The organism is Clostridioides sp. ES-S-0190-01, assembly GCF_020658275.1.
Taxonomy (GTDB): domain Bacteria; phylum Bacillota; class Clostridia; order Peptostreptococcales; family Peptostreptococcaceae; genus Clostridioides.
This window is the reverse complement of record NZ_JACVWA010000012.1, coordinates 22,018-44,413: the sequence shown is the minus strand read 5'-3', so window position 1 is coordinate 44,413 and position 22,396 is coordinate 22,018. Positions and strand designations below refer to the sequence as shown.

The 22,396-nt window shown below is 28.6% G+C and carries 21 protein-coding genes; 19 read left to right on the top strand and 2 right to left on the bottom strand.

Going from position 1 to position 22,396, the window contains the following annotated elements; translation table 11 throughout:
- The first annotated feature begins 87 nt into the window (after nucleotides 1-87).
- The 9 genes from nifV (at nucleotide 88) to treR (ending at nucleotide 8,334) form a co-directional block, all read left to right on the top strand.
- Complete coding sequence (gene nifV / locus IC214_RS01825; protein WP_227433357.1) at nucleotides 88-1,281, top strand: homocitrate synthase; 1,194 nt, start codon at nucleotides 88-90, stop codon at nucleotides 1,279-1,281.
- A 24-nt stretch (nucleotides 1,282-1,305) separates the two neighbouring features.
- Entirely contained in the window at nucleotides 1,306-3,222 is a 1,917-nt protein-coding gene (locus IC214_RS01820) for an aconitate hydratase (RefSeq protein ID WP_227866159.1), read from the top strand.
- A gap of 20 nt (nucleotides 3,223-3,242) precedes the next feature.
- Nucleotides 3,243-4,235 (top strand): isocitrate/isopropylmalate dehydrogenase family protein, encoded by a 993-nt coding sequence (locus IC214_RS01815; RefSeq protein ID WP_227482972.1) that lies wholly within the window; start codon nucleotides 3,243-3,245, stop codon nucleotides 4,233-4,235.
- A 242-nt stretch (nucleotides 4,236-4,477) separates the two neighbouring features.
- Nucleotides 4,478-4,927 (top strand): MarR family winged helix-turn-helix transcriptional regulator, encoded by a 450-nt coding sequence (locus IC214_RS01810; RefSeq protein ID WP_227482971.1) that lies wholly within the window; start codon nucleotides 4,478-4,480, stop codon nucleotides 4,925-4,927.
- 33 nt (nucleotides 4,928-4,960) lie between these two features.
- Nucleotides 4,961-5,455 carry a GNAT family N-acetyltransferase gene (locus tag IC214_RS01805; protein ID WP_227482970.1) on the top strand — a complete coding sequence of 165 codons (495 nt, stop codon included), beginning with the start codon at nucleotides 4,961-4,963 and terminating at the stop codon, nucleotides 5,453-5,455.
- A gap of 97 nt (nucleotides 5,456-5,552) precedes the next feature.
- A complete protein-coding gene (locus IC214_RS01800) occupies nucleotides 5,553-6,074 on the top strand; it encodes a nitroreductase family protein (RefSeq protein ID WP_227433352.1) in 522 nt (173 codons plus the stop codon).
- A gap of 189 nt (nucleotides 6,075-6,263) precedes the next feature.
- On the top strand, nucleotides 6,264-6,575 hold the full coding sequence (locus IC214_RS01795; RefSeq protein WP_227433351.1) for a helix-turn-helix domain-containing protein: 312 nt from the start codon (nucleotides 6,264-6,266) through the stop codon (nucleotides 6,573-6,575).
- 28 nt (nucleotides 6,576-6,603) lie between these two features.
- Entirely contained in the window at nucleotides 6,604-7,299 is a 696-nt protein-coding gene (locus tag IC214_RS01790) for a CPBP family intramembrane glutamic endopeptidase (RefSeq protein ID WP_227433658.1), read from the top strand.
- 321 nt (nucleotides 7,300-7,620) lie between these two features.
- A complete protein-coding gene (gene treR / locus IC214_RS01785) occupies nucleotides 7,621-8,334 on the top strand; it encodes a trehalose operon repressor (RefSeq protein WP_227433350.1) in 714 nt (237 codons plus the stop codon).
- 112 nt (nucleotides 8,335-8,446) lie between these two features.
- On the opposite strand, the gene treB is transcribed toward treR, so the two are convergent.
- Nucleotides 8,447-9,886: a PTS trehalose transporter subunit IIBC gene (gene treB, locus IC214_RS01780; protein WP_227866158.1), complete on the bottom strand. Its 1,440-nt coding sequence runs from the start codon at nucleotides 9,884-9,886 to the stop codon at nucleotides 8,447-8,449.
- Nucleotides 9,887-10,167: 281 nt separating this feature from the next.
- Between treB and treC the strand changes: the two genes are divergently transcribed.
- The 10 genes from treC to IC214_RS01730 all read left to right on the top strand — a co-directional run bounded on the left by treC (nucleotide 10,168) and on the right by IC214_RS01730 (nucleotide 21,643).
- A complete protein-coding gene (gene treC, locus IC214_RS01775) occupies nucleotides 10,168-11,826 on the top strand; it encodes an alpha,alpha-phosphotrehalase (protein WP_227866157.1) in 1,659 nt (552 codons plus the stop codon).
- An 18-nt stretch (nucleotides 11,827-11,844) separates the two neighbouring features.
- Nucleotides 11,845-13,209, top strand: a complete 1,365-nt coding sequence (locus tag IC214_RS01770) for a sulfatase (protein WP_227433347.1) — start codon at nucleotides 11,845-11,847, stop codon at nucleotides 13,207-13,209.
- A 47-nt stretch (nucleotides 13,210-13,256) separates the two neighbouring features.
- Nucleotides 13,257-14,378, top strand: coding sequence for a radical SAM/SPASM domain-containing protein (locus tag IC214_RS01765; protein ID WP_227433346.1), 1,122 nt, complete (start codon nucleotides 13,257-13,259; stop codon nucleotides 14,376-14,378).
- Between the two features lie 92 nt (nucleotides 14,379-14,470).
- Nucleotides 14,471-15,253, top strand: coding sequence for a sulfite exporter TauE/SafE family protein (locus tag IC214_RS01760; protein WP_227824752.1), 783 nt, complete (start codon nucleotides 14,471-14,473; stop codon nucleotides 15,251-15,253).
- Between the two features lie 60 nt (nucleotides 15,254-15,313).
- Nucleotides 15,314-15,826, top strand: coding sequence for a PTS glucose transporter subunit IIA (locus tag IC214_RS01755; protein WP_227433344.1), 513 nt, complete (start codon nucleotides 15,314-15,316; stop codon nucleotides 15,824-15,826).
- 354 nt (nucleotides 15,827-16,180) lie between these two features.
- Nucleotides 16,181-17,065 carry a fumarylacetoacetate hydrolase family protein gene (locus IC214_RS01750; protein WP_227433343.1) on the top strand — a complete coding sequence of 295 codons (885 nt, stop codon included), beginning with the start codon at nucleotides 16,181-16,183 and terminating at the stop codon, nucleotides 17,063-17,065.
- 98 nt (nucleotides 17,066-17,163) lie between these two features.
- The gene (locus IC214_RS01745) at nucleotides 17,164-18,339 is read left to right on the top strand and encodes a phosphoribosylaminoimidazolecarboxamide formyltransferase (protein WP_227433342.1); all 1,176 of its coding nucleotides are present in this window, start codon (nucleotides 17,164-17,166) and stop codon (nucleotides 18,337-18,339) included.
- A 128-nt stretch (nucleotides 18,340-18,467) separates the two neighbouring features.
- The gene (locus tag IC214_RS01740; protein ID WP_227866156.1) at nucleotides 18,468-19,322 is read left to right on the top strand and encodes a hypothetical protein; all 855 of its coding nucleotides are present in this window, start codon (nucleotides 18,468-18,470) and stop codon (nucleotides 19,320-19,322) included.
- A 44-nt stretch (nucleotides 19,323-19,366) separates the two neighbouring features.
- Nucleotides 19,367-20,602 (top strand): glycosyltransferase family 4 protein, encoded by a 1,236-nt coding sequence (locus IC214_RS01735; protein ID WP_227824754.1) that lies wholly within the window; start codon nucleotides 19,367-19,369, stop codon nucleotides 20,600-20,602.
- Between the two features lie 102 nt (nucleotides 20,603-20,704).
- Complete coding sequence (locus IC214_RS01730) at nucleotides 20,705-21,643, top strand: cell wall-binding repeat-containing protein (protein ID WP_227433339.1); 939 nt, start codon at nucleotides 20,705-20,707, stop codon at nucleotides 21,641-21,643.
- A gap of 334 nt (nucleotides 21,644-21,977) precedes the next feature.
- Here the strand turns inward: IC214_RS01730 and IC214_RS01725 are convergent, their stop codons facing one another.
- Nucleotides 21,978-22,331 carry a GIY-YIG nuclease family protein gene (locus IC214_RS01725; protein WP_227482965.1) on the bottom strand — a complete coding sequence of 118 codons (354 nt, stop codon included), beginning with the start codon at nucleotides 22,329-22,331 and terminating at the stop codon, nucleotides 21,978-21,980.
- Nucleotides 22,332-22,396 lie beyond the last annotated feature (65 nt).

The window sequence follows — 22,396 nt, the reverse complement described above, 5'->3', positions numbered from 1 at the left end:
TAAAAAAATAATCAAAAGTTAGAGACATCACTGAAAGATAAGACCTAATATTATTAAAACTAAATGTATACTAAGGGGGGCATTAATATGTGCATTATATCAAAAGATAGAGCAAAGGAAATCAAAATAGTAGATACTACTTTAAGAGATGGGGAACAAACAGCTGGGGTTGTATTTGCGAATAGAGAAAAAATAATGATTGCTGAAATGTTAAGTGATTTAGGTGTTGACCAAATTGAAGTTGGTATACCTACTATGGGTGGAGACGAAAAAAATGTAATAAAGCACATATGTAATAGAAATTTAAAAGCAGATATAATGGCTTGGAATAGAGCAGTGATAAAAGATGTTGAAGAATCTATTTCTTGTGGTGTTGATGCAGTAGCCATATCAATATCAGTATCTGATATTCATATAGAAAATAAACTTAGAACTTCTAGAGGTTGGGTTTTAGAGAATATGGCTAAGACAGTTGAATTTGCAAAGAAAAACGGATTATATGTTTCAGTAAATGGAGAAGATGCTTCAAGAGCGGATATCGACTTCTTAACTGAGTTTATAAATGTTGGAAAGCAAGCAGGAGCAGATAGATTTAGATATTGTGATACAGTAGGAGTTATGAATCCTTTTTCTATAAAAAATGCAATAGAAACTCTTTACGAAAGAACTAATTTTGACATAGAAATGCATACACATAATGATTTTGGTATGGCAACTGCAAATGCACTTGCAGGATTAGCAGCAGGAGCAAATTATGTTGGAGTTACAGTTAATGGCTTAGGCGAAAGAGCTGGAAATGCAGCATTAGAAGAAGTTTTAATGGCACTTAAATGCATCTATAAATGTGATTTAAATAACGTAGATACTAGAAAATTTAGAGGAATATGTGAATATGTGTCACAAGCATCAGGAAGAATACTTCCTACATGGAAACCAGTAGTTGGAGATAATATGTTTATACATGAATCTGGTATACATGCTGATGGAGCATTAAAAGACCCACATAACTATGAACCATTTGACCCAAGTGAAGTAAATCTTGAAAGAAAAATAGTAATAGGAAAGCATTCAGGAAGAGCAGCAGTAATAAATAAATTGAGTGAATATGAAATGTATATTTCTCCAGAAAACGCTACCAAATTATTAAATGCAATAAGAGCTACATCTATAAGATTGAAAAGAAGTTTGATGGATAAAGAGATTCTTCAATTATATTGTGATATACTAGCACATGAAAAAGGTACAACAGAAGAAGAAGCAGTTAGAGGTTCATATATTTAAGATATAATTGTTTAGGAGGAAAGTATGGGAGATAATATAGTTTATAAAATAATCAAAAAACATATAGTGGATGGAGAGGCTGTTGCTGGCAATTCAATTGGGATAAAAATAGACCAGACTTTAACACAAGATTCCACTGGAACAATGACATATCTTCAATTAGAAGCTATGGGCATAGATAAAGTAAAAACAAAAAGAAGTGTTGCATTTGTAGACCATAATATGTTACAACAAGGATTTGAAAATGCAGATGACCATAAATATATACAAACAGTAGCTGACAAATACGGTGTTTATTTTTCTAAACCAGGAAATGGTATCTGCCATCAAGTATTTTTAGAAAGATTTTCAACACCAGGAGATACACTTTTGGGTTCTGATAGTCACACGCCTACTGCTGGTGGTGTTGGCATGATGGCTATTGGTGCTGGGGGATTGGATGTTGCTTTAGCTATGGCAGGAGGAGCATACTATATAAAAGCACCAATCGTCTGTAAGGTAAACTTAGTTGGAAAATTAAATAATATGGTATCTTCAAAAGATATAATATTAGAAGTGTTGAGAAAACAAACTGTAAAAGGTGGCGTAGGTAAAGTCTACGAATATGGAGGAGAAGGAGTTAAAAATCTATCTGTTCCACAAAGAGCCACAATAACAAACATGGGAGCTGAACTTGGAGCAACTACTTCAATATTCCCAAGTGATGAAAAAACATTAGAGTTTTTTAAGAGTCAAGGAAGAGAAGATGCATGGATGGAACTAAAACCTGATTCAGATGCAGTTTATGATGAAGAGATTACTATAAACTTAGATGAATTAAAACCATTAGCTGCAAAGCCTCATAGTCCAGATAATGTAGATGAAGTTGAAAATATAGGAAAGATAAAAATAGACCAAGTTGCGATAGGAAGCTGTACAAATTCTTCTTATGAAGACTTAATGAAAGTAGCTCAAATCTTAAAAGGAAACAAAGTTCATAAGAATGTAAGTTTGGTAATAGCACCAGGCTCAAGACAGGTTATGGAAATGATAGCTAGAAATGGAGCTTTAGGAGATATAATAAGTGCTGGAGCTAGAATATTAGAAAACTCTTGTGGGCCATGTATAGGTATGGGGCAATCTCCAGGAACTGATTCTGTATCCTTAAGAACTTTCAATAGAAACTTCTATGGAAGAAGTGGAACTCTATCAGCACAAGTATATTTAGTGAGCCCAGAAGTAGCAGCAGTAAGTGCTATAAAAGGAGAACTTACAGACCCAAGAGAATTTGATGTTAAATTTGAAAACTTAGATGTAAGTGAATTTTTAATAGATGATAGTATGATAATAAAGCCTTCTGATGTAGGAAGTGATGTAGAAGTAGTTAGAGGTCCTAATATAAAACCTTTCCCTCTTAACACAGAACTAAGTGAGTCTATAAGTGGAAACGTAATATTAAAGACAGAAGATAATATAACTACTGACCATATAATGCCATCAAATGCCAAGTTACTTCCTTTTAGAAGTAACATACCATATCTTGCAAACTATTGTTTTAATACTGTGGATACAGAGTTTCCTCAAAGAGCAAAAGATAATAATGGTGGATTTATAATTGGTGGAGACAACTATGGACAAGGTTCAAGCAGAGAACACGCTGCTTTAGCACCATTATATCTTGGTGTTAAAGGAGTAATAGTAAAAAGTTTTGCAAGAATACACAAAGCCAATTTAATAAACAGTGGAATAATTCCAATGGAGTTTTGTGATGAAAAAGATTATGAAAATTTATCTCTTTTAGATAATCTGGAAATACCAAATATTTTAGATAGTGGTGTTTTAGAGGTTAAGAATATAAGTAAAGGAACTTCTTTCAAAGTTAAAGTAGAATTATCAGCAAAAGAAGTTGATGTATTAAAAGCAGGTGGAAAATTAAATTACACTAAGAATCAAGCTAATTAATATGAAAAGAGGGAATATTGATGTATAAAGTGACACTTATACCAGGAGATGGAATAGGACCAGAAGTTGCGAAAGCTATGAAAAAGGTTGTAGAAGCTACTGGAGTAGAGATAGAATGGGAAGAAGTTAATGCAGGAGAAGCAGTTATTGAGGAATATGGAACTCCACTTCCTCAATATATTATAGATAGTATAAAAAAGAACAAAATAGCTATAAAAGGTCCAATCACTACTCCTGTGGGGAAAGGGTTTAGAAGTGTAAATGTAACTTTGAGACAAGCATTAGATTTATATGTTAATTTAAGACCAATTAAGAGTTTTAAAGGTATAAAGTCAAGATATGAAGATGTTGATTTAGTTGTAGTAAGGGAAAATACAGAAGACTTATATGCTGGTATAGAGCATAAGATAGGTGATTATGCAGCTGAAAGTATAAAGATAATAACAAGAGGAGCAAGTGAGAGAATTGTTGACTTTGCATGTAACTATGTTAAAGATAACAAGAGAAAAAAAGTCACTGCTATACATAAAGCGAATATAATGAAAATGTCTGATGGTTTGTTTTTAGATGTATTTAGAGAAGTAGCATCAAAACATGGTGTTGAGTATGATGATTTAATTGTAGATGCAGCAGCTATGAACTTAGTTTTAAATCCAGAAAATTATGATGTAATGGTAATGCCAAATCTTTATGGAGATATACTATCTGATTTAGGAGCTGGTCTTGTTGGAGGCTTGGGTATAATTCCAAGTGCAAACATTGGTAAAGATTGTGCTATATTTGAAGCTGTTCATGGAAGTGCTCCACAAATAGCTGGGCAAAATAAGGCTAATCCAACAGCGCTTATTCAATCATCAGTAATGATGCTTAGATATTTAGGAGAATATGAAAATGCACAAAAGATAGAAACAGCTCTAGAAAAAGTATTTCTTGATGGAAGCAAATTAACTGTAGATTTAGGTGGTTCAGCTTCAACTACCGAATTTGCAGATGAGGTATGTAAGTATATTTAGTTGTTGTTTATAATAATATGATGTAAGTTTTAAAAAGAGCTGTTAATTGTATATGGGACAATTAACAGCTCTTAATTTAGTTTTGTAATGATATATTTGTAAACATCCAGTCAAAAACAAAAATAAATGTAAAAAAGTTGTTTTTTTAGTTGAGTATTCAACCAATATATGGTAATATACAAATATAGTTGAAAGTTCAACTAAAAATATTTTGAATTTAGAGATATTGATTGGAGGTGCATTTGATTAAAACTTTAGACAGTAATATATTAAGAGAAGTTGGTACTTTATCTAGAGCAGTAAATTCAATAAATGATATGAAGTACAAAGAATTAAAGTTACAAAAAGGGCAATTTACTTTTTTAACACGAATTTGTGAAAATCCTGGAATAAACCTTGTAGAATTATCAAATGTGTTAAAAGTAGATAAGGCCACTACAACTAAAGCTATACAGAAGTTAATAAAAGCTGGATATGTAGATAAAAAGCAAGATGAGTTTGACAAAAGAGGATACAATTTAACTCCTACCAATAAATCTTTAGAAGTATATGAGCTAATAATTGAAGAAGAAAATAGAAGTATAGAAATATGTTTTAATAATCTTACAGATGAAGAGAAGCAAACAGCAAATAATATACTAGAGAAAATGAGAAAAAATATAGAAGAAGAATGGTTTAGAGTAAAAAGATAATAAATTAATGGATGAATATAAGGAGATATTTTTATGATTAGAAAAGCAAATATAAGTGACTTAGATAGTATTATGGGAATTATAAAATCAACAGTAGAAGAAATGAAAGGCTATAATAATACACAGTGGGATGAAAATTATCCATCAGATAAAGACTTTATTTCTGACATTGAGAAACAAGATTTATATGTAGAAGAAGTAGATGGAAAAATAGCAGGATTTATATGTATTAATTATGATGAACCTAAAGAATATATAGATTTAAATTGGTCATCTAATGATAAGGCTATGGTAGTACATAGAATGGCAGTAAATCCAAGTTTTAGAAAGATGGGAATTGCATCTAGACTAGTTAATTTTGCTGAAGAATTAGCTAAAGAAAACGATGTATCATATTTAAAGAGTGATACATATTCAATAAACTCAAAGATGAATTCATTGCTTATAAAATGTGGCTTTATTAAAATTGGTGAAATGAGTTTCCTAGGAAAAGAGAAATCTTTCTATTGTTATGATAAAATATTATAAAAAGTATTTATCATACAAAGGCTAAAGGATACATTTTTAGTACTAGTAGGGGAATAATGTAAGCCAAATGTCTGCTATTATGAAAGGGTTGATTTAGATGATTGAATTTCTAAAAAAAAGAAGAAGTATTAGAAAGTATAAAAATGTTGAAGTAGAAAAAGAGAAGTTAGATAAGATATTAAAAGCGGCTCTTTTAGCACCATCATCAAAGGGACTTAGAACATGGGAATTTATCGTGGTAGACGATAAAGAAACATTGACTAATTTATCTCAGTGTAGGACTAAAGGTGGTGGGTTTTTCCTAAAAAATGCACCTTTAGCTATTGTAGTTATTGGAGATAAAGAAAAAAATGATGTTTGGATAGAAGATGCAAGTATTGCTGCTTCATATATACAGCTTCAATCTCATGAGCTTGGATTAGGTTCTTGTTGGATACAGGTAAGAAATAGGATGCATGATGATAGTATAGATGCTGATAAATATATTAGAGATGAACTGAACATACCTGATAAGTACAGTGTAGAATGTATAATTTCTATAGGCTACCCTGATGAAGAAAAAAAATCATACTGTGACTCTGATTTGGATTATGAAAAAGTCCATTTTAATAAATTTTAATGTATAATATATTATATTAAGACAGTATGTTTTTTTGATATTGTTAATATATATTTAAAATTGTAAAAATATATCTGAATTTTACTAACTTATATAAGGGTTATGTACAAGGATTTTAAAGATAAGTATAGAAATTAATGTTTATAATCGATACATAACTATAGTAACAAAATTTAAGGAGGTTCAAATATGGGTATATTTAAAACAAAAATTGATGAGGATTGGAAAGTAAATTACATCAAAGAATTTAATGAAATGAGAGACTCTTATGAGAGTAAGCTTCAAAAAAAACAATTTGAAGTAGATAGTTTGAAATCAGAATTAGATAGACTTAGAAGTTATAAAAATAGTCTTAAGCCAAAGGAAAAGCAAATTACTGATGATGATATAAATAATATAAAAAACTTGAGAAGAGATGGTTTAAGCTATAAAGAAATTTCAAGTGAAACAAGTTGGAGTAAAGCAACTGTGAGTAGAGTACTAAATGGACTTTACGATTAGTATACACATGGGGTGATTTAAATTGGGGATGAAGTATAGTTATAAAAAATGTATAATAGATTCTATTTCATTGATGTTCATAGTTCAGATAGTAAGAATGATTTTAAATTATATACTTCTAAGTCAATTTGAATTTACTCTTGAAAATTTTAATATTGTAAATTTAATTTCTTTTACACTAGTTGGATTATCATTAATTTTATTTTTGAAAAATAGTTCTTTGTATAATAAGATGAGAAATAGAAAGATTACAGAAGCTTTCAAGGAAAATAAAGATAGTGTACTTATAAAAAGGTGTAAGTTGATACTTTTTATAGTAGTCTTATCTCTAGCTGTAATCTCAATTTATTATAATAGAAGCTATATGTTTTTTAATGTAACTATGATGACTTTATCTGTATTAATAATTCCAGTATTTGAAGAATTATTTTTTAGAGAGTACATCTGGAATTATTTAAACAATTTTATAAAATCAAAGAGTAAAGTTGTATGTATAACATCTATCTTATCTGGTATTTATAATATAGGATATATAGATGTTATACGTAATTACATAATGTTATATAATAACTCTTACTATACATTTGAAGTTGTTATTTCAAAAATTATTATAGGTACTGTTTTTGGTATTATACTTGGTATTGTTAAGTCAAGATTTAAAGATGTAAGCTTTTGTATAATATTGAGAAGTCTGTTTACTATACTTACTAGACAGATAATATGATTATATATACTTAAATAATTGTAATAAGTGCATGAAGAGAATAAATGATAGCTATATATATAAAATAAACTCTAATATCTGGAGTTTATTTTTTTTATGAAGTTATTTTAATAAATTTATATAAGAACTGGATAAATTGCTACAATACAAATTGAATGTAAATATATTTTCTATCACAAGTAAGAAATAAATGTATTACTTATACAATTTATTTTTTTTAATATTAAGAAGACTATTTGACAGGTTAGCCAATAATATGATATTTATATAAAATAAGATGAGTGTACAAACTAAAACTAATTATGAATGAGAGTGATTTACTTGAAGAAATTTTATGAAATATATTTAGATTTGGAGAAAGATATAAGAAATAATGTATATGAAGTAGGAGAGCTTTTACCAACAGAAGTAAAGCTTGCTCAAAAATATCGAGTATCAAGAGAAACTATTAGAAAAGCACAGTCGCTTTTACTAGAGAAGGGATTTATACAAAAAAAACAAGGTAAAGGGGCTATTGTTTTAGATATAAATAAATTTGAAATAGAAGGGTCAGGGTTGATTAGTTTCAATGAATTACAAAAGAATAAAAATTTAGATACAGAAATAAGTGTACTAAAAAATAAAAAGGAGATTATGCCTTTAGAAATTTGTAAAAAACTAGATATAGATACAAAAACTAAGATTATAGCAGTTGAAAGGCTTAGAAAAATTAATGGAGAAGCTGTTATTTTAGATAAAGATTACTTTATATCTGAAATAATACCAGAAATACCATTAACAGCGGTTCAAAGTTCAATATTTAATTATATAGAGAAAAATTTAGAACTAAAAATAGGTTATGCAAATAAAGAAGTAACAGTAGCTCCTGTTACAGAAGAAGATAAAATATTGCTAGATGTTGGAACAGACACACATGTTGTAGTGATACGAAGTGAAGTTTATTTAGAAGATACAAGATTATTTCAGTATCATGAATCTAGACATAGAGTTGATACATTTAGATTTGTAGATTTTGCAAGAAGAAGAAATCTTTAATTATATAAAAAGAGTGTCTTTTTTGTACTGTACCCTCAATTGTTAAATCAAAATTCTAATGATTGAGTTTCAGTATATTTAGACACTCTTTTTTTATTAGACCATATATTATCTAATTTTCTATAAATTCTTTATTAAAGTATTTGCTCTTTGAGAATATGTATGTAAGGATACAAGTAATGGCTATAGAAAGTCCCATTGCCAAGAAGTAAACACCCCATTGGTCTGTAAATATAGATAAAAACGCTGGTAACCCTGATATACCTATAGAACTTGCTTTAACATTAAAGTAAGATACAACCCCTCCAGCTACACCTGCACCTATCATAGATGCTATGAATGGGAAACGATAACGTAAGTTTATACCAAATATTGCAGGTTCAGTAATACCTAACCAAGCTGAAATTGAAGCTGTTAATGCAACACCCTTGATTTTTTTATTTTTTAATATAAAGAACATTGTCAAAGCTGCTGCACCTTGACCAAGGCTAGCCATAACTTGTATTGGCCATAATGTAGCAAATCCTAAAGTACCTATCATTTGTAAATTTATACCTAAGAATAAGTGATGCATTCCTGTTATAACCAATGGAGATAATATGAATCCAAAAAGTGCTCCTGCAAGGACTGCATTAATTTCAAATAATCCAAGAATTCCACTTGTAATTAAGTTTGCAAATGACATTGTTATAGGACCTATGATAGAGAATGTTAAGAAACCAGTTATTAATAATGTAAGAGGAGCAACAAAAATAAGTTGAACCATCTCAGGAATTTTTTTAGTTAAGAACTTTTCAATTGTTGCTAGAAGATAAGAAGAACATAAAACAGGGATTACTTGTCCTTGATAGCCTATTTTAGCAATATTAAAACCTAATATATTCCAGTAAGTAACAGCTTCAGGTGTTTTAGAGTATTGTGCACCAGGCATTAAATCTGGATTAATTAAAATAAGACCTAATACAATACCAAGTACAGGATTTCCTCCAAACTTTTTAACGGCTGACCAACCTATTAGTGCAGGTAAAAATGAAAAAGAAGTATTTGCTATAAGATTAATCATATTAGATATACCAGCCCAATTGCTATGAACTTCTAAAAAGGGTTGTTCATAGAAAATTCCTGGGTTAGCAAGTAGATTATTTATACCCATCAATAAACCAGAGGCAACTATAGCAGGTAATATAGGAATGAATATATCTGCCAACACCTTTATAGCTTTTTGAAGTGGATTTAATTTTTTATTAGAAATCTCTTTAACCTCAGATTTTGTTGCTTCCTTAAGCCCCGTAATTTCTATTAATGTAGCATAAACTTTATTCACAAGACCTGGACCTATAATAACTTGAAATTGACCATTTGAGGTAAAGCTTCCTTTCACTATATCTATTTGTTCTAATTGCTTTACATTAACTTTACTTTCTGAATTTAGAGCAAATCTTAATCTAGTAATACAGTGTGTTGCAGATATTATATTCTCTACTCCCCCAATTGCTTCAAGGATTTGTTCAACCTGCTCTTTATGATATGTATTTTCTTTTAATGTACTCATAAAATTACCTCCCCCTTAGAATGTGATGTTGTATAGACAAATCTTGAAAATAATATACCATAGAGAAATTTTTATGTCAACGTTATCCTAAATTTTTCTGAAATTTAATTACTAAAATATAAATTGTATATTATTGGAAAATCAGAAAAGTAAGAGAAAATTTGGAAGGAGTATAGGGAATATATTTTTTTATTTAGAGTAAATATTGATTTTAACAAAAAAAAGGTTTATTATAAAAATATAAAAATTGTATAGACAAAAATGAAAGGAAAAATTTGCGTATGGATTTCAAGAAGAAAGTTATTTATCAAATATATCCAAAATCATTTAATGATTCTAATAATGATGGGATAGGAGATTTAAAAGGAATTATAGAGAAATTACCTTATTTATATAAATTAGGTGTAGATATAATTTGGATTAACCCATTTTTTGTTTCTCCACAAAGGGATAATGGATATGATATTGCTGACTATACATCAATAGATTCTATGTTTGGAACTATGGAGGATTTTGAAAAGTTAGTGGATGAAAGTAAAAAATATAATATAGAGTTGATGCTGGATATGGTGTTAAATCACACATCAACAGAACATAAATGGTTTAAAAAAGCTTTGGCAGGAGATAAAAAGTATCAAGATTTCTACTTCATTAGAGATGGCAAAGAAAATAATCAACTACCAACAAATTGGAAATCTAAATTTGGTGGAGATGCTTGGGGAAAATTTGGGGATACAGATAAGTACTACTTACACTTATATGATGTTACACAAGCCGACCTCAACTGGCGTAATCCTGAGGTTAGGGAAGAATTATATAAAGTTGTAAATTTTTGGATAGATAGAGGAGTTAAGGGGTTTAGGTTTGATGTAATAAATGTAATTGGCAAAGATGAAGAATTGAAAGACTCTACAAATAATATAGGAAAAGAAATGTATACAGATAAACCTATTGTCCATGAATTTATTAAAGAAATGAATAAAGAAACTTTTGGAAGAGTTGAGGGCATAACAACTGTTGGAGAAATGTCTTCAACAACTATTGAAAATTGTATCTTATATTCTTCTCCAAAAGAAAAAGAGCTTTCAATGACATTTAATTTTTATCATCTAAAAGTAGATTATGAAAATGGAGAAAAGTGGAGCGATATGCCTTTTGACTTTATGATGTTGAAAAAACTCTTAAATGAATGGCAAGAAAAGATTGAAAGTGGCGGTGGCTGGAATGCACTATTTTGGAATAATCATGACCAACCAAGAGCTATTAGTAGATTTTGTAATGAAGAATACAGAGTTGAAGCATCAAAAATGTTAGCTGCTACAATACATCTATTAAGAGGAACACCATATATATATCAAGGTGAAGAAATAGGTATGACAAATCCAAATTTTGAAAGAATAGATGATTATTTAGATGTTGAAACTCATAATGCGTATAGTGAATTTTTAAAAAATAAAATTGAAAAAGAAACAATAATGAATATTATAAAGTCCAAATCCAGAGATAATAGTCGTACACCTATGCAGTGGTCAGATAAATTAAATGCAGGTTTTACAAATGGGAAGCCATGGATTAAAATAGCTGAAAATTATAAAGAGATAAATGTTGAAAAGGAACTTAAAGAAGGGTCAATTTTTAACTTCTATCAAAAGTTAATATCTTTAAGAAAGCAATTAAATATTATATCTGAAGGTTCCTATAAGGGAATTTTACTAGATAATGATAAGGTTTATGCTTATGTTAGAGGCTTAGAAAATGAAAGATTAATAGTATTTAACAACTTCTATGATTGTGAAGTTGAAGTTGAGATTAGTGAGGAATTTTTAGGAAAATCATTTACATATTTGATAGGGAACTATGAAAAGCGAGATTTAGAACCTAAGTTAGAGTTAAGACCTTATGAAACAGTAGCATTTTATAGTAAGGATATAAAAAAATAATGGAAAGAGGTAGTATTAATGAAACCAAATATTTTACTTATGATTTCTCATGACAGTGGTAGAAAATTCAGTAACTATGGATATAATGTGGAAACTCCATGTATAAATAAATTAGCTCAAGAAGGAATTCAATTTGATAATTATTTTTGTGCAGCACCTCAATGCAGTCCAAGTAGAGGAAGTATACTAACTGGATTATACCCTCACAATAATGGTTTAATGGGACTTGCACATCTAGGATTTTGTATAGATTCTAAACATACAACACTTCCTATGGAGTTACAAAAAAACGGATATGAAACAACATTAATAGGACTAAGCCATGAAACAATAAATGAAGCACCACCAATAAAAGATAGAGTATTTTCTTCAACCTATGACTTAGGATATGATAATTTTATAGCGGTTCCAGGGGATAGAGCTCCTAAGGTTGCTAAAGAGGCAGTTAAATTTTTAGAGGAATATAAAGAAAATCAGGAAAAGCCATTTTATTTAAATATAGGATTTTTTGAAACACATAGAGATTTTGATGAATATAAACCTTATGCAGATAAATTGGATGAAGTAGAGGTATTTAAGTTTTTACCCGATACAGAAGATGTAAGAAAAGATATAGCTTTATATAATGGTTCAGCAAAAGTATTGGATAAGGCAATAGGCAAAATATATAATAAATTACAAGAAACAGGATTAGATAAAAATACAATTGTTATACTGACAACAGACCATGGAGTTGCTTTTCCAGGAGCTAAAGGAATGTTAAAAGAAGCAGGATTAGAGACAGCACTTATAATTTTATTACCTAATTCCTCTCAAAAAAATGTAAAAAAAGAAGCATTATTATGTAATGTTGATTTATTGCCAACGATACTAGATTTAATAGAAGCTGAAATTCCTAAAAATATAGATGGAGAAAGTTTTGCCAATTTATTAAAAACTAATGAAGATATAGGTAGAGACTCATTCTTTACAGAAATGACATGGCATGACCAATATAGACCAATGAGAGGCATAAGGACTAATGAATATAGCTATGTTAAAAATTTTGAAGATGGGCCTAAAATATATATTACAGTTGATTCACATTTGAGTTTATCAGGTAAAGCTGTTAGAGATAAATTTTATGTTCCTAATGATAAAGAAGAACTTTATGATTTAAGAAAAGACCCACTAGAAGAAAATAATCTGATAAATGATTCAGATTATCAAGACATAGCAGAGGAATTGAGAAAGAAAGTTGATAATTGGATGTTAGAAACGAATGACCCACTTTTAAAAGGACCTGTAAAAGGAACAGGCTCAAGTAGATGGAAAACAGAAATAGAAGAGGGTAGAGCTTATCCAGGAAGAGACGAATATTATAGACTATTATCTGATAAGTAGAAAATATTAAACAAGTAAAAAATATTTAATAAAGAAGGTCTTTTATAATGAAAAGTATATCAGTTTTAATTAAACCTGTTTCATCGTTATGTAATTTGAGATGTAGATATTGTTTTTATGGAAATGTGAGTGATTTAAGAGAAGTAAAATCCTATGGTATTATGCAGGAAGACACTATAAAAAACATAGTAAATAATACATTTGAAATTTTGGATAATGGAGATATAGTTACATTTGCTTTTCAAGGTGGAGAGCCTACTTTAGCTGGATTAAGATTTTTCCAATATTTTATTGAGTATGTTAGTAAAATAAAAAAAAATATAACAGTAAACTACTCTATTCAAACGAATGGAACTCTTATTGATAATCAATGGTGTGAGTTCTTAAAGAAAAATAATTTTTTAGTAGGATTATCATTAGATTTACTAGAAGACTTGCATGATAAAAATCGTGTATATTCAGATAATAAGGGAAGTTATATAGATGTAATAAATACAAAAAAACTACTGGAAACACACAAGATAAACTTTAACATACTGTGTGTTTTGACAAAACAGATTGCACTTAATCCAAAAGAGGTTTTTAATTTTATAAAATTAAACAATGTGAAGTATATACAATTTATACCTTGTTTAGATGATTTAGACTGTAAAACTAAGTCAGAGTACTCTTTAGAACCTAAATATTTTGCATACTTTTATAAAATAATATTTAAGCTTTGGAAAAATGAGTTTGATAAAGGAAATTATATAAGTATTAATTTGTTCGATAATCTTATATCCGTTTTAATTACAGGAATTCCTAGTACCTGTGGGATAATTGGGAAATGCCAACCGCAATTTGTAATAGAGGCTGATGGAAGTGTATATCCATGTGATTTTTATGTACTAGATAACTTTAATTTAGGTAATATAAAAGATAACACTTTATTGGATATTTTAAGAAAATCTAAAATGCAAGAATTTTTGCATAAAGATATAAACAAAGAAAGTATTTGTTTAAAGTGTAATTTTCACAAAATATGTGGTGGTGGATGCAAAAGAATGAAAAATTCTATGTATATTGATTCTAGTAATAATTACTGTGGATATAAAGAATTTTTAATGTCTACTTTTGGTGATTTAGAAAAAATATCAGTATTAGTATATAAAAATCAAATACCAAAATAATTTTAGTATTTAGCATTCTAAGTTAAAGTGATTAAAAATTATGTATAATTAAAGGGTTTTGAGCAGAGTAAATTTAGTTAGGATGGTTTTAAATGAATGTAATTTTATTTGCAATAGCTGTACTTTCAACAACTATAGGAGCTATAACAGGCATTGGTGGAGGTGTAATAATAAAGCCAGTACTAGATTTGATTGGAATATTTGATGTTTCAACTATAAGTGTGTTATCATCTTTTACTGTGTTATCGATGGCAATTGTTTCTGTATATAAACAAATTAAATCAAAACTTTTTAAAATAAACTTTAGACTTATTTTAATTGGTGTAGCATCAGTATTAGGAGGTACTATAGGTCAAAGGTTATTAGATTTATCTATTTCATATGTAAATAATCCTTCTATAATAAAAATAACTCAAAATATTATGATGATTATTTTGTTAGTAATGGTTTATTTATATAGAGATAAAAGTTTAAATGTTAAGTTTAATACTAACATTACATATTTTATTGTTGGCATTTTTTTAGGGGTTACATCTTCATTTTTAGGAATAGGTGGAGGTCCTATAAATGTGGCCGTGTTTACAATATTATTTGGATTATCAGCTAAAGAAGCTGCGTTTAATTCCATTATAACTATTTTATTTTCTAATATTTCAAAGTTAGTTACAGTTTTCATAAATACAGGGTTTGGTATATATGATTTATCTGGATTACCTTTTATGATAATAGGAGCAGTGTTGGGAGGAATTATAGGTTCCTCTATTAGTAAAAATATGGATGACAAAAGAGTTAAATATATGTTCTCGTATATGACTATAATTATTACTGGAATAAATATATATAGTATATTTCAGGTAATATATTTTATGAATTAAAGTGTATAATGTAGATAATACGAGAAGTTAATTTAAATTATTGGAATGAGGAGATTTAATATGTTCAAAAAGTTATTCTCAAAAAATAAAAATGAAGAAGTAAAAAGTAATTATATAAAAGGAATATTACAATCGCCACTTACAGGGAAAGTATTAAGTATAACTGATGTTCCTGATGATGCTTTTTCTAGTAAAATGCTAGGTGATGGGATTGCTATAGAGCCACAAGAAGGAGTCGTATCTTCTCCTGTTGATGGTGAGGTGATTCAAGTGTTTTTGCCATCTAAACATGCTATATGCATAAAGAGTGAAGATGGTTTGGAGATACTAATACATATCGGATTAGATACTGTAAAGATGAATGGAGATGGATTTGAAGTATTAGTAAATGCAGGAGATAAAGTTTACTGTGGGCAAAAACTTATAAGATTTAATTTAGAAAAAATTAAAAAAAGCGTTAAATCTGTTATAACTCCTATAGTTATAACCAATTCTTATGACATAGATAGAGTTGAAATTTTAAGAACTGGAGATATATGTATTGGAGAAGATTTAATGAAAGTTTATAAGTAAATAGGTTTTACCAAGAGGTTTTGTCTAAATAAAAAATATTATAACTATAAAATGGCTGTATATAATAATATTGAAAGAGTGTAGGTATGCTTATTTTATTAAGGATACCTTTTTTTTATTGTGTTTTATAGAAAATTTATCTGCATAAATAAAGTTTTTAAAACGCCATTCTTATAATTATTTTACTTTTACTAATTATATTACTTATAATAATTTCTGATATTTATGAATTGTTATACTTTTTAGAACTCTATTTTTAAATATATATTGACATATATATATTATCTATTACAATTGATATAAACTAATAAAAATAAAATATTATTAATCAAATTATTGAATGGAGGAATAGAAATGAAATTTGTAACTTTCTGTACTGGCAATGAAGAAAATATAGGTGTATTTAACTCAGAAGCAAATAGTATATATGAAATTAATAGTTTGGGATTAAGTAAATTATATACAGATATGAATGATTTTATTGAAAATGTATCTACAGGTGATTTAGAAAAAATAAAAAACAATTCATTTGAAAATGCAAAGTGTTATAAGTTAGAAGAAGTGAAATTATGTTCCCCAATTGTAAGACCTAAAAAAGATATTATATGTTTAGGTCTAAACTATAAAGACCATGTCAATGAAATTCCAGATGGTGTTATAAAAAATGTAGTTATGCCAGACTATCCAATTTATTTCTCTAAAAGAGCAGATAAGGCAATTGGAGTAGATGATAAGATAAGTTTGCATGGAGATTTAGTAGAAAAGCTGGATTATGAATCAGAGCTGGCAGTAATTATAGGAAAAGAAGGTATAAATATATCAAAAGAAGATGCCTATGAATATATATTTGGATATACAATAATGAATGATATAAGTGAAAGAGCACTTCAAGACAAACATGTGCAGTGGTATAGAGGAAAAAGTTTAGATACACATACCTCTATGGGCCCTTGCATAGTACATAAAGAAGAATTTGAGCATCCTTTAAAACTGGATATAAGTAGTGTGGTAAATGGAGAAGTAAGACAAGATTCTAATACAAAATATTTTATATTTGATATACCTACTGTAATAAGTGATTTATCAAGAGGAATGACTCTAAAACCAGGAGATATAATTTCAACTGGAACTCCAGCAGGTGTTGCTATGGGAATGAATCCTCAAGTATATTTAAAACATGGTGATGTGGTTGAATGTAAAGTCGAAGGAATAGGAGTTTTAAAAAATATAGTTGATTAATGGATAAATATGCCATATAATTTTATTAGTACGAATAATTTAATTAATATGGAATTAGTCAAATTTAAGATTAATTTACTATAGAGAGGGATGAGTATATGGCAAAAGAACTAGAACTAAAGTATGGCTGTAATCCAAACCAAAAACCATCAAAGATTTATATGAAAAATGGAGAACTTCCTATAGAAGTATTAAATGGAAAGCCTGGATACATAAATTTTTTGGATGCATTTAATAGTTGGCAACTTGTAAAAGAATTAAAAGAGGCTACTGGTCTTCCAGCAGCAACTTCATTTAAACATGTAAGTCCAGCAGGTGCAGCAGTAGGTATACCTTTATCAGATACTTTAAAGCAAATATACTTTGTTGATGATTTAGAGCTTTCTCCATTAGCTTGTGCTTATGCAATGGCAAGAGGGGCAGATAGAATGTCTTCTTATGGAGATTTTATAGCACTTTCAGATGTGTGTGATAAAGAAACTGCAACTATTATAGCGAGAGAGGTTTCTGATGGTGTAATAGCCCCAGGATATACAGATGAGGCTCTTGAAATATTAAAAGGAAAGCGTAAAGGTAATTACAATATTGTAAAAATTGATGAAAATTATACTCCTGAACCTATTGAAACAAAGGATGTTTATGGAATTACTTTTGAACAAGGCAGAAATGAAATATTAATAAATGAAGACCTGTTAAAAGATATCCCAACTGATAATAAAATCTTTACAGATAACGCAAAGCGTGATTTAATTATAGCTCTTATCACATTAAAATATACACAATCAAACTCAGTTTGTTATGTTAAAGATGGACAAGTAATAGGAGTAGGTGCAGGACAACAATCACGTATTCACTGTACTAGACTTGCAGGTAATAAAGCTGATATTTGGTATCTTCGCCAACATCCTAAAGTATTAAATTTAAAATTTAAAAAAGATATAGGTCGTCCAGATAGAGACAATACTATTGATGTATATCTTTCTGATGATTATATGGATGTACTTGCTGATGGTATATGGCAAAATTTCTTTGAAGAAAAACCAGAACCTCTTACTGGAGAAGGTAAAAGAGCATGGCTTAAAACTCTAACAGGAGTAGCTCTTGGTTCTGATGCATTTTTCCCATTTGGAGATAATATAGAACGTGCTAAAAGAAGTGGAGTAAGTTTTATAGCACAACCAGGTGGCTCTATTCGTGATGATAATGTTATATTAACTTGCAATAAGTACAATATAGTTATGGCATTTACTAAAAATAGATTGTTCCATCACTAAAGTGTAAAGAATATAAATTAAATACTGATTAAATTAAAAATCTACAACAAGTTTTGTTGTAGATTTTTTTATTTGCTGTATAATTTTAAATAGAACTTTATTTTTAGATATTCAATTTGGAGGATGATATGGCTTTAAATATAAGAGACTATAGCCTATTGTGTAGTCAGGGTACAGCTAAATTTAATGAAGATGTAGTTGGTATAAGCCCATTTGGTGCGTGGATTTTGGATGGTGCGACAGGGATCAATGGAAAAAACTTAGTATCAAATGAAAGCGATGCAAGATGGTATGTTCAGTGGTGGAATAAGTATTTATATAAAAATATGAATAGAGAAGAATCAATAAAGAGTATTATCAGTAGTGGGATAAAAGAAGTTAAAAAAGAGTATGAGATGAAATTAAATGGAATAAAGGTCGAAAAATTAGATTTGCCATCAAGTTCTATAGTCATTGTTAAGTTTCATGAAAATAAAGTAGAGTATTTTTTATTAGGAGATTGTGCTTTGTTTATTAAAAATGGAGATTCTAAAGTCATAAAAGATAGAACTATCTGTAAATTTGATAATGCTGTGTTTGATGAAATGAGTAAGTTTTCTAATTTAAAAGAAATGACTTTTGATGAGATAAAGTCAAGTGTCATGGATACAATAGTAAGCAATAGATTGAAAAAGAATACCAAAGATGGATACTGGATATTGGATTTTGATGAGGATGCTGTGGAAAATTCAATATATGGATACTTAGAAATAAAAAAAGATTTTCAATTGATGTTAACAAGTGATGGCTTTACAAGTGCATGTGATAGGTATAACCTCATAAAAGAAGAAGAATTGATACGTATAGCAGAAAAATTTGGTATAGGATATATACATAATAAAGTTAGAGACTTTGAGGATAACGACTATAAAGCAATTAAGGTTCCAAGGTTTAAAGTAAAAGATGATTCATCCTGTTTGTATCTAGATATATATAATGATTAAATTATATGAAATTGTTTAATTTTAGAGGGGCGGTAAGTAAAAAAGTGAAAATTCTTCATATAATAACACAAAAACCAAATAGTACGGGTAGTGGAATATACATGTGCGGTATGATAAAAGGGTTTGAAAAAATAGGTCATGAGCAAGCTGTAATTGCAGGTATAGATGTTAATGACAATGTAAACTGTTTTTCAAGTGATATAAGTTTTTATCCAGTAAAGTATAATTGTGGAGAACTAAATTTTCCTGTTGTAGGAATGAGTGATTCTATGCCATATGAAAGTACTAGATATAGAGATTTAAATGTAGAAATGATAGATAGATTAAAACATCAATTTAAAATAAATATAGACAGAGCTATGGAAGATTTTAAGCCAGATATTATAATATGTCATCATTTATATCTTTTAACAGCATTTGTCAGAGAGATTGTGAAAGATATTAAAGTTATGTCTGTTTGTCATGGGACTTGTTTAAGACAGTTAAATACTATAGATTTAGAAAAAGAATATATAATATCAAATATAAAAAAATTAGATTTAATATTTGCTCTTCATAAAAAGCAAAAAGATGATATTGTAAAAAGTTTTGGAGTAAGTGAAAGTAAAGTAGTTGTGATTGGCAGTGGATACAATGATAGTGTATTTTATGATAAAAATTATAAAATGCAAGGTGATAAGATAAGGATAGTGTTTGCAGGGAAGATATGTAAGTCAAAAGGGTTGATTCCATTTATAAAAGCTATATCTGAACTAATATATCGTAAAGATTTAATAGAAGTCAATTTTGCAGGTACAGGAAGTGATATTGAATCTTATAATGAGATTGTTAAGCTTGCAAATCAATCTCCATTTAAAATGAATTTCCTAGGAAAATTAGACCAAAGTGACTTAGCGGAGTTATTTAATAAGTCACATATATTTGTATTACCATCGTTTTATGAAGGGTTACCAGTTGTAGTTTTAGAGGCTTTATCATGTGGGTTAGATGTAATTACCACTGATATTCCTGGTGTTAGAGAGTGGATTGGTAGCCAAATTAATGATTCTGGCAAGATAGAATATGTAACTCTACCTTCTATGCATGGAGAAGGTATTCCAAATGAAGAAGAGTTATCTATATTTGAGAAGAATTTATATAATGCAATGGACTCTAAAATACAGTATCTATTATCCAATTTAGAGAAAAGGTCATTTGCAGATATGTCAAAAAAAACATGGGACGCTTTAGCTTATAGGATGAATGAAGTTATTTTAATGGATGAGATGTGTGTAATTTAGAGTGATTTAAATTATAAAAAAAGTGTAACTATTTCTACACTACTTTTAAGCGAATTTATATTATACTAATACTAAATATATTTATTTTGAGGGAGGTAATTTATGAAGTTTAGTAAAAGAATATTAGCATTAGGTATTTCAGCATTATTATTAAGTGTTAGTTTTCCAACATCAGCAAATGCACTAGATAAAATCGAAAATATCAAGGGAACGGATAAATATGAAACAGCTGGTATTATTTCTGATAAGCAAGATTATACAACAGCTGTACTTATCAACTCGGATTCTACGATGGTCGATGGTATTTCTGCTAGTGGTCTTGCAGGGGTAAATAATGCAGCAATTTTATTAACTAATAAGAATGATATACCAGAAGCCACTTTACAAAGGCTTAATAGAGTTACTAAGATATATATAATAGGTGGCGAAAATACTATAAGTAAAGATGTAGAAAAAATGCTACTTATGAGAAGAATGCAGGTTATAAGAATTGATGGAGTAGATAGAGTAGATACAAGTTATAAAATTGCAGCTGAAATAGAAAAGATAAAGAGTAGTGATAAGACGTTTTTAGTAAATGGATTTAAAGACGAGGCTGATGCAGTGAGTGTTGCGTCTGTTGCATACAGAGATGGTGCTCCTATTTTATTGACAAAGGATATAGCTTCAGCAGAAGAAGATACAGATTTAGACCCATGGTTTGGTGTTTCACCTGTTCCAGTATATGCTATTGGAGGAAAATCTACACTAAGTGATTATATAGTAAGTAGATATAGAGCAACTAGAATTGATGGTAGTGATAGATATGAAACTAATAAGAATGTAATTAAGAAGTTTTATAATGAAACAAAAGAGTTCTATGTGGCAAGTGGAGATGATTTAGTTTATGCTTTAGTTGCTTCACCAATGGCTAAAAACGCTCCTGTTGTTTTAGTTTCAGACAAAAGCGATAAGAGTATATTAAATAATGCTAATAAAGTTACTGCAATAGGTATAAATGATAATAAGGTTATAGAGCAATGTTTAGAAGCTACAAAATAATAAAATGTTGTTAGTAAAATGAATACATAATATATAGTAAAAGTCAGTATAATGCTTATATTTTAGTGATATATAGTATATAAATGTTAAACTATATGAATCTTCTAGTTGATTTTATGATAAAAATCAATTAGAAGGTTTTTTTTATTAAAATTATGTATCAAAATTATATACTAAATTGAATTGTATATGTTAAAAAAGAGTACGTGAGCTATTCATATATACGAATCAATTATCCTCATAAGTGAAAAGGCGAATGGAGTCATACACAAAATTGTATGACAATTCCATCCTATCACGTTTACATCAAAAAAGAAGATATGATGCCTATTTTTTATAAAGAATAAATCTCATAAGAGTTATCTTCTTTTAGCTTTTCTAACCAAACCATTTCTAAAATATCTAATTCTTCTAAGTAGTCTTTTTTAGTTTTGTTATCATCGTGTTTTATAAGTTCTAAAATTTCAAATGTAAATGTTTTTTCTCCATATTTTTTCCAATCATTGTTTAAATCTCTTACCATACATGACCCAGCACCAAGTTGAAATTTGAGGGAGTTAAACTTGCTTTTTATGTCATTGCTCTTTCCAAGATAAATCTTTTTAGTAGTATCACTTTTTATCATAAATACACCAATGTCAAATTTCATTTCCTTATATAGTTGTTTTAATTCACGTTTTCTATCCATTTTCTTAGTACCTCTCTTTATAATTAATATGTAATATGTAATATGTAAAATTATTTATATATTAC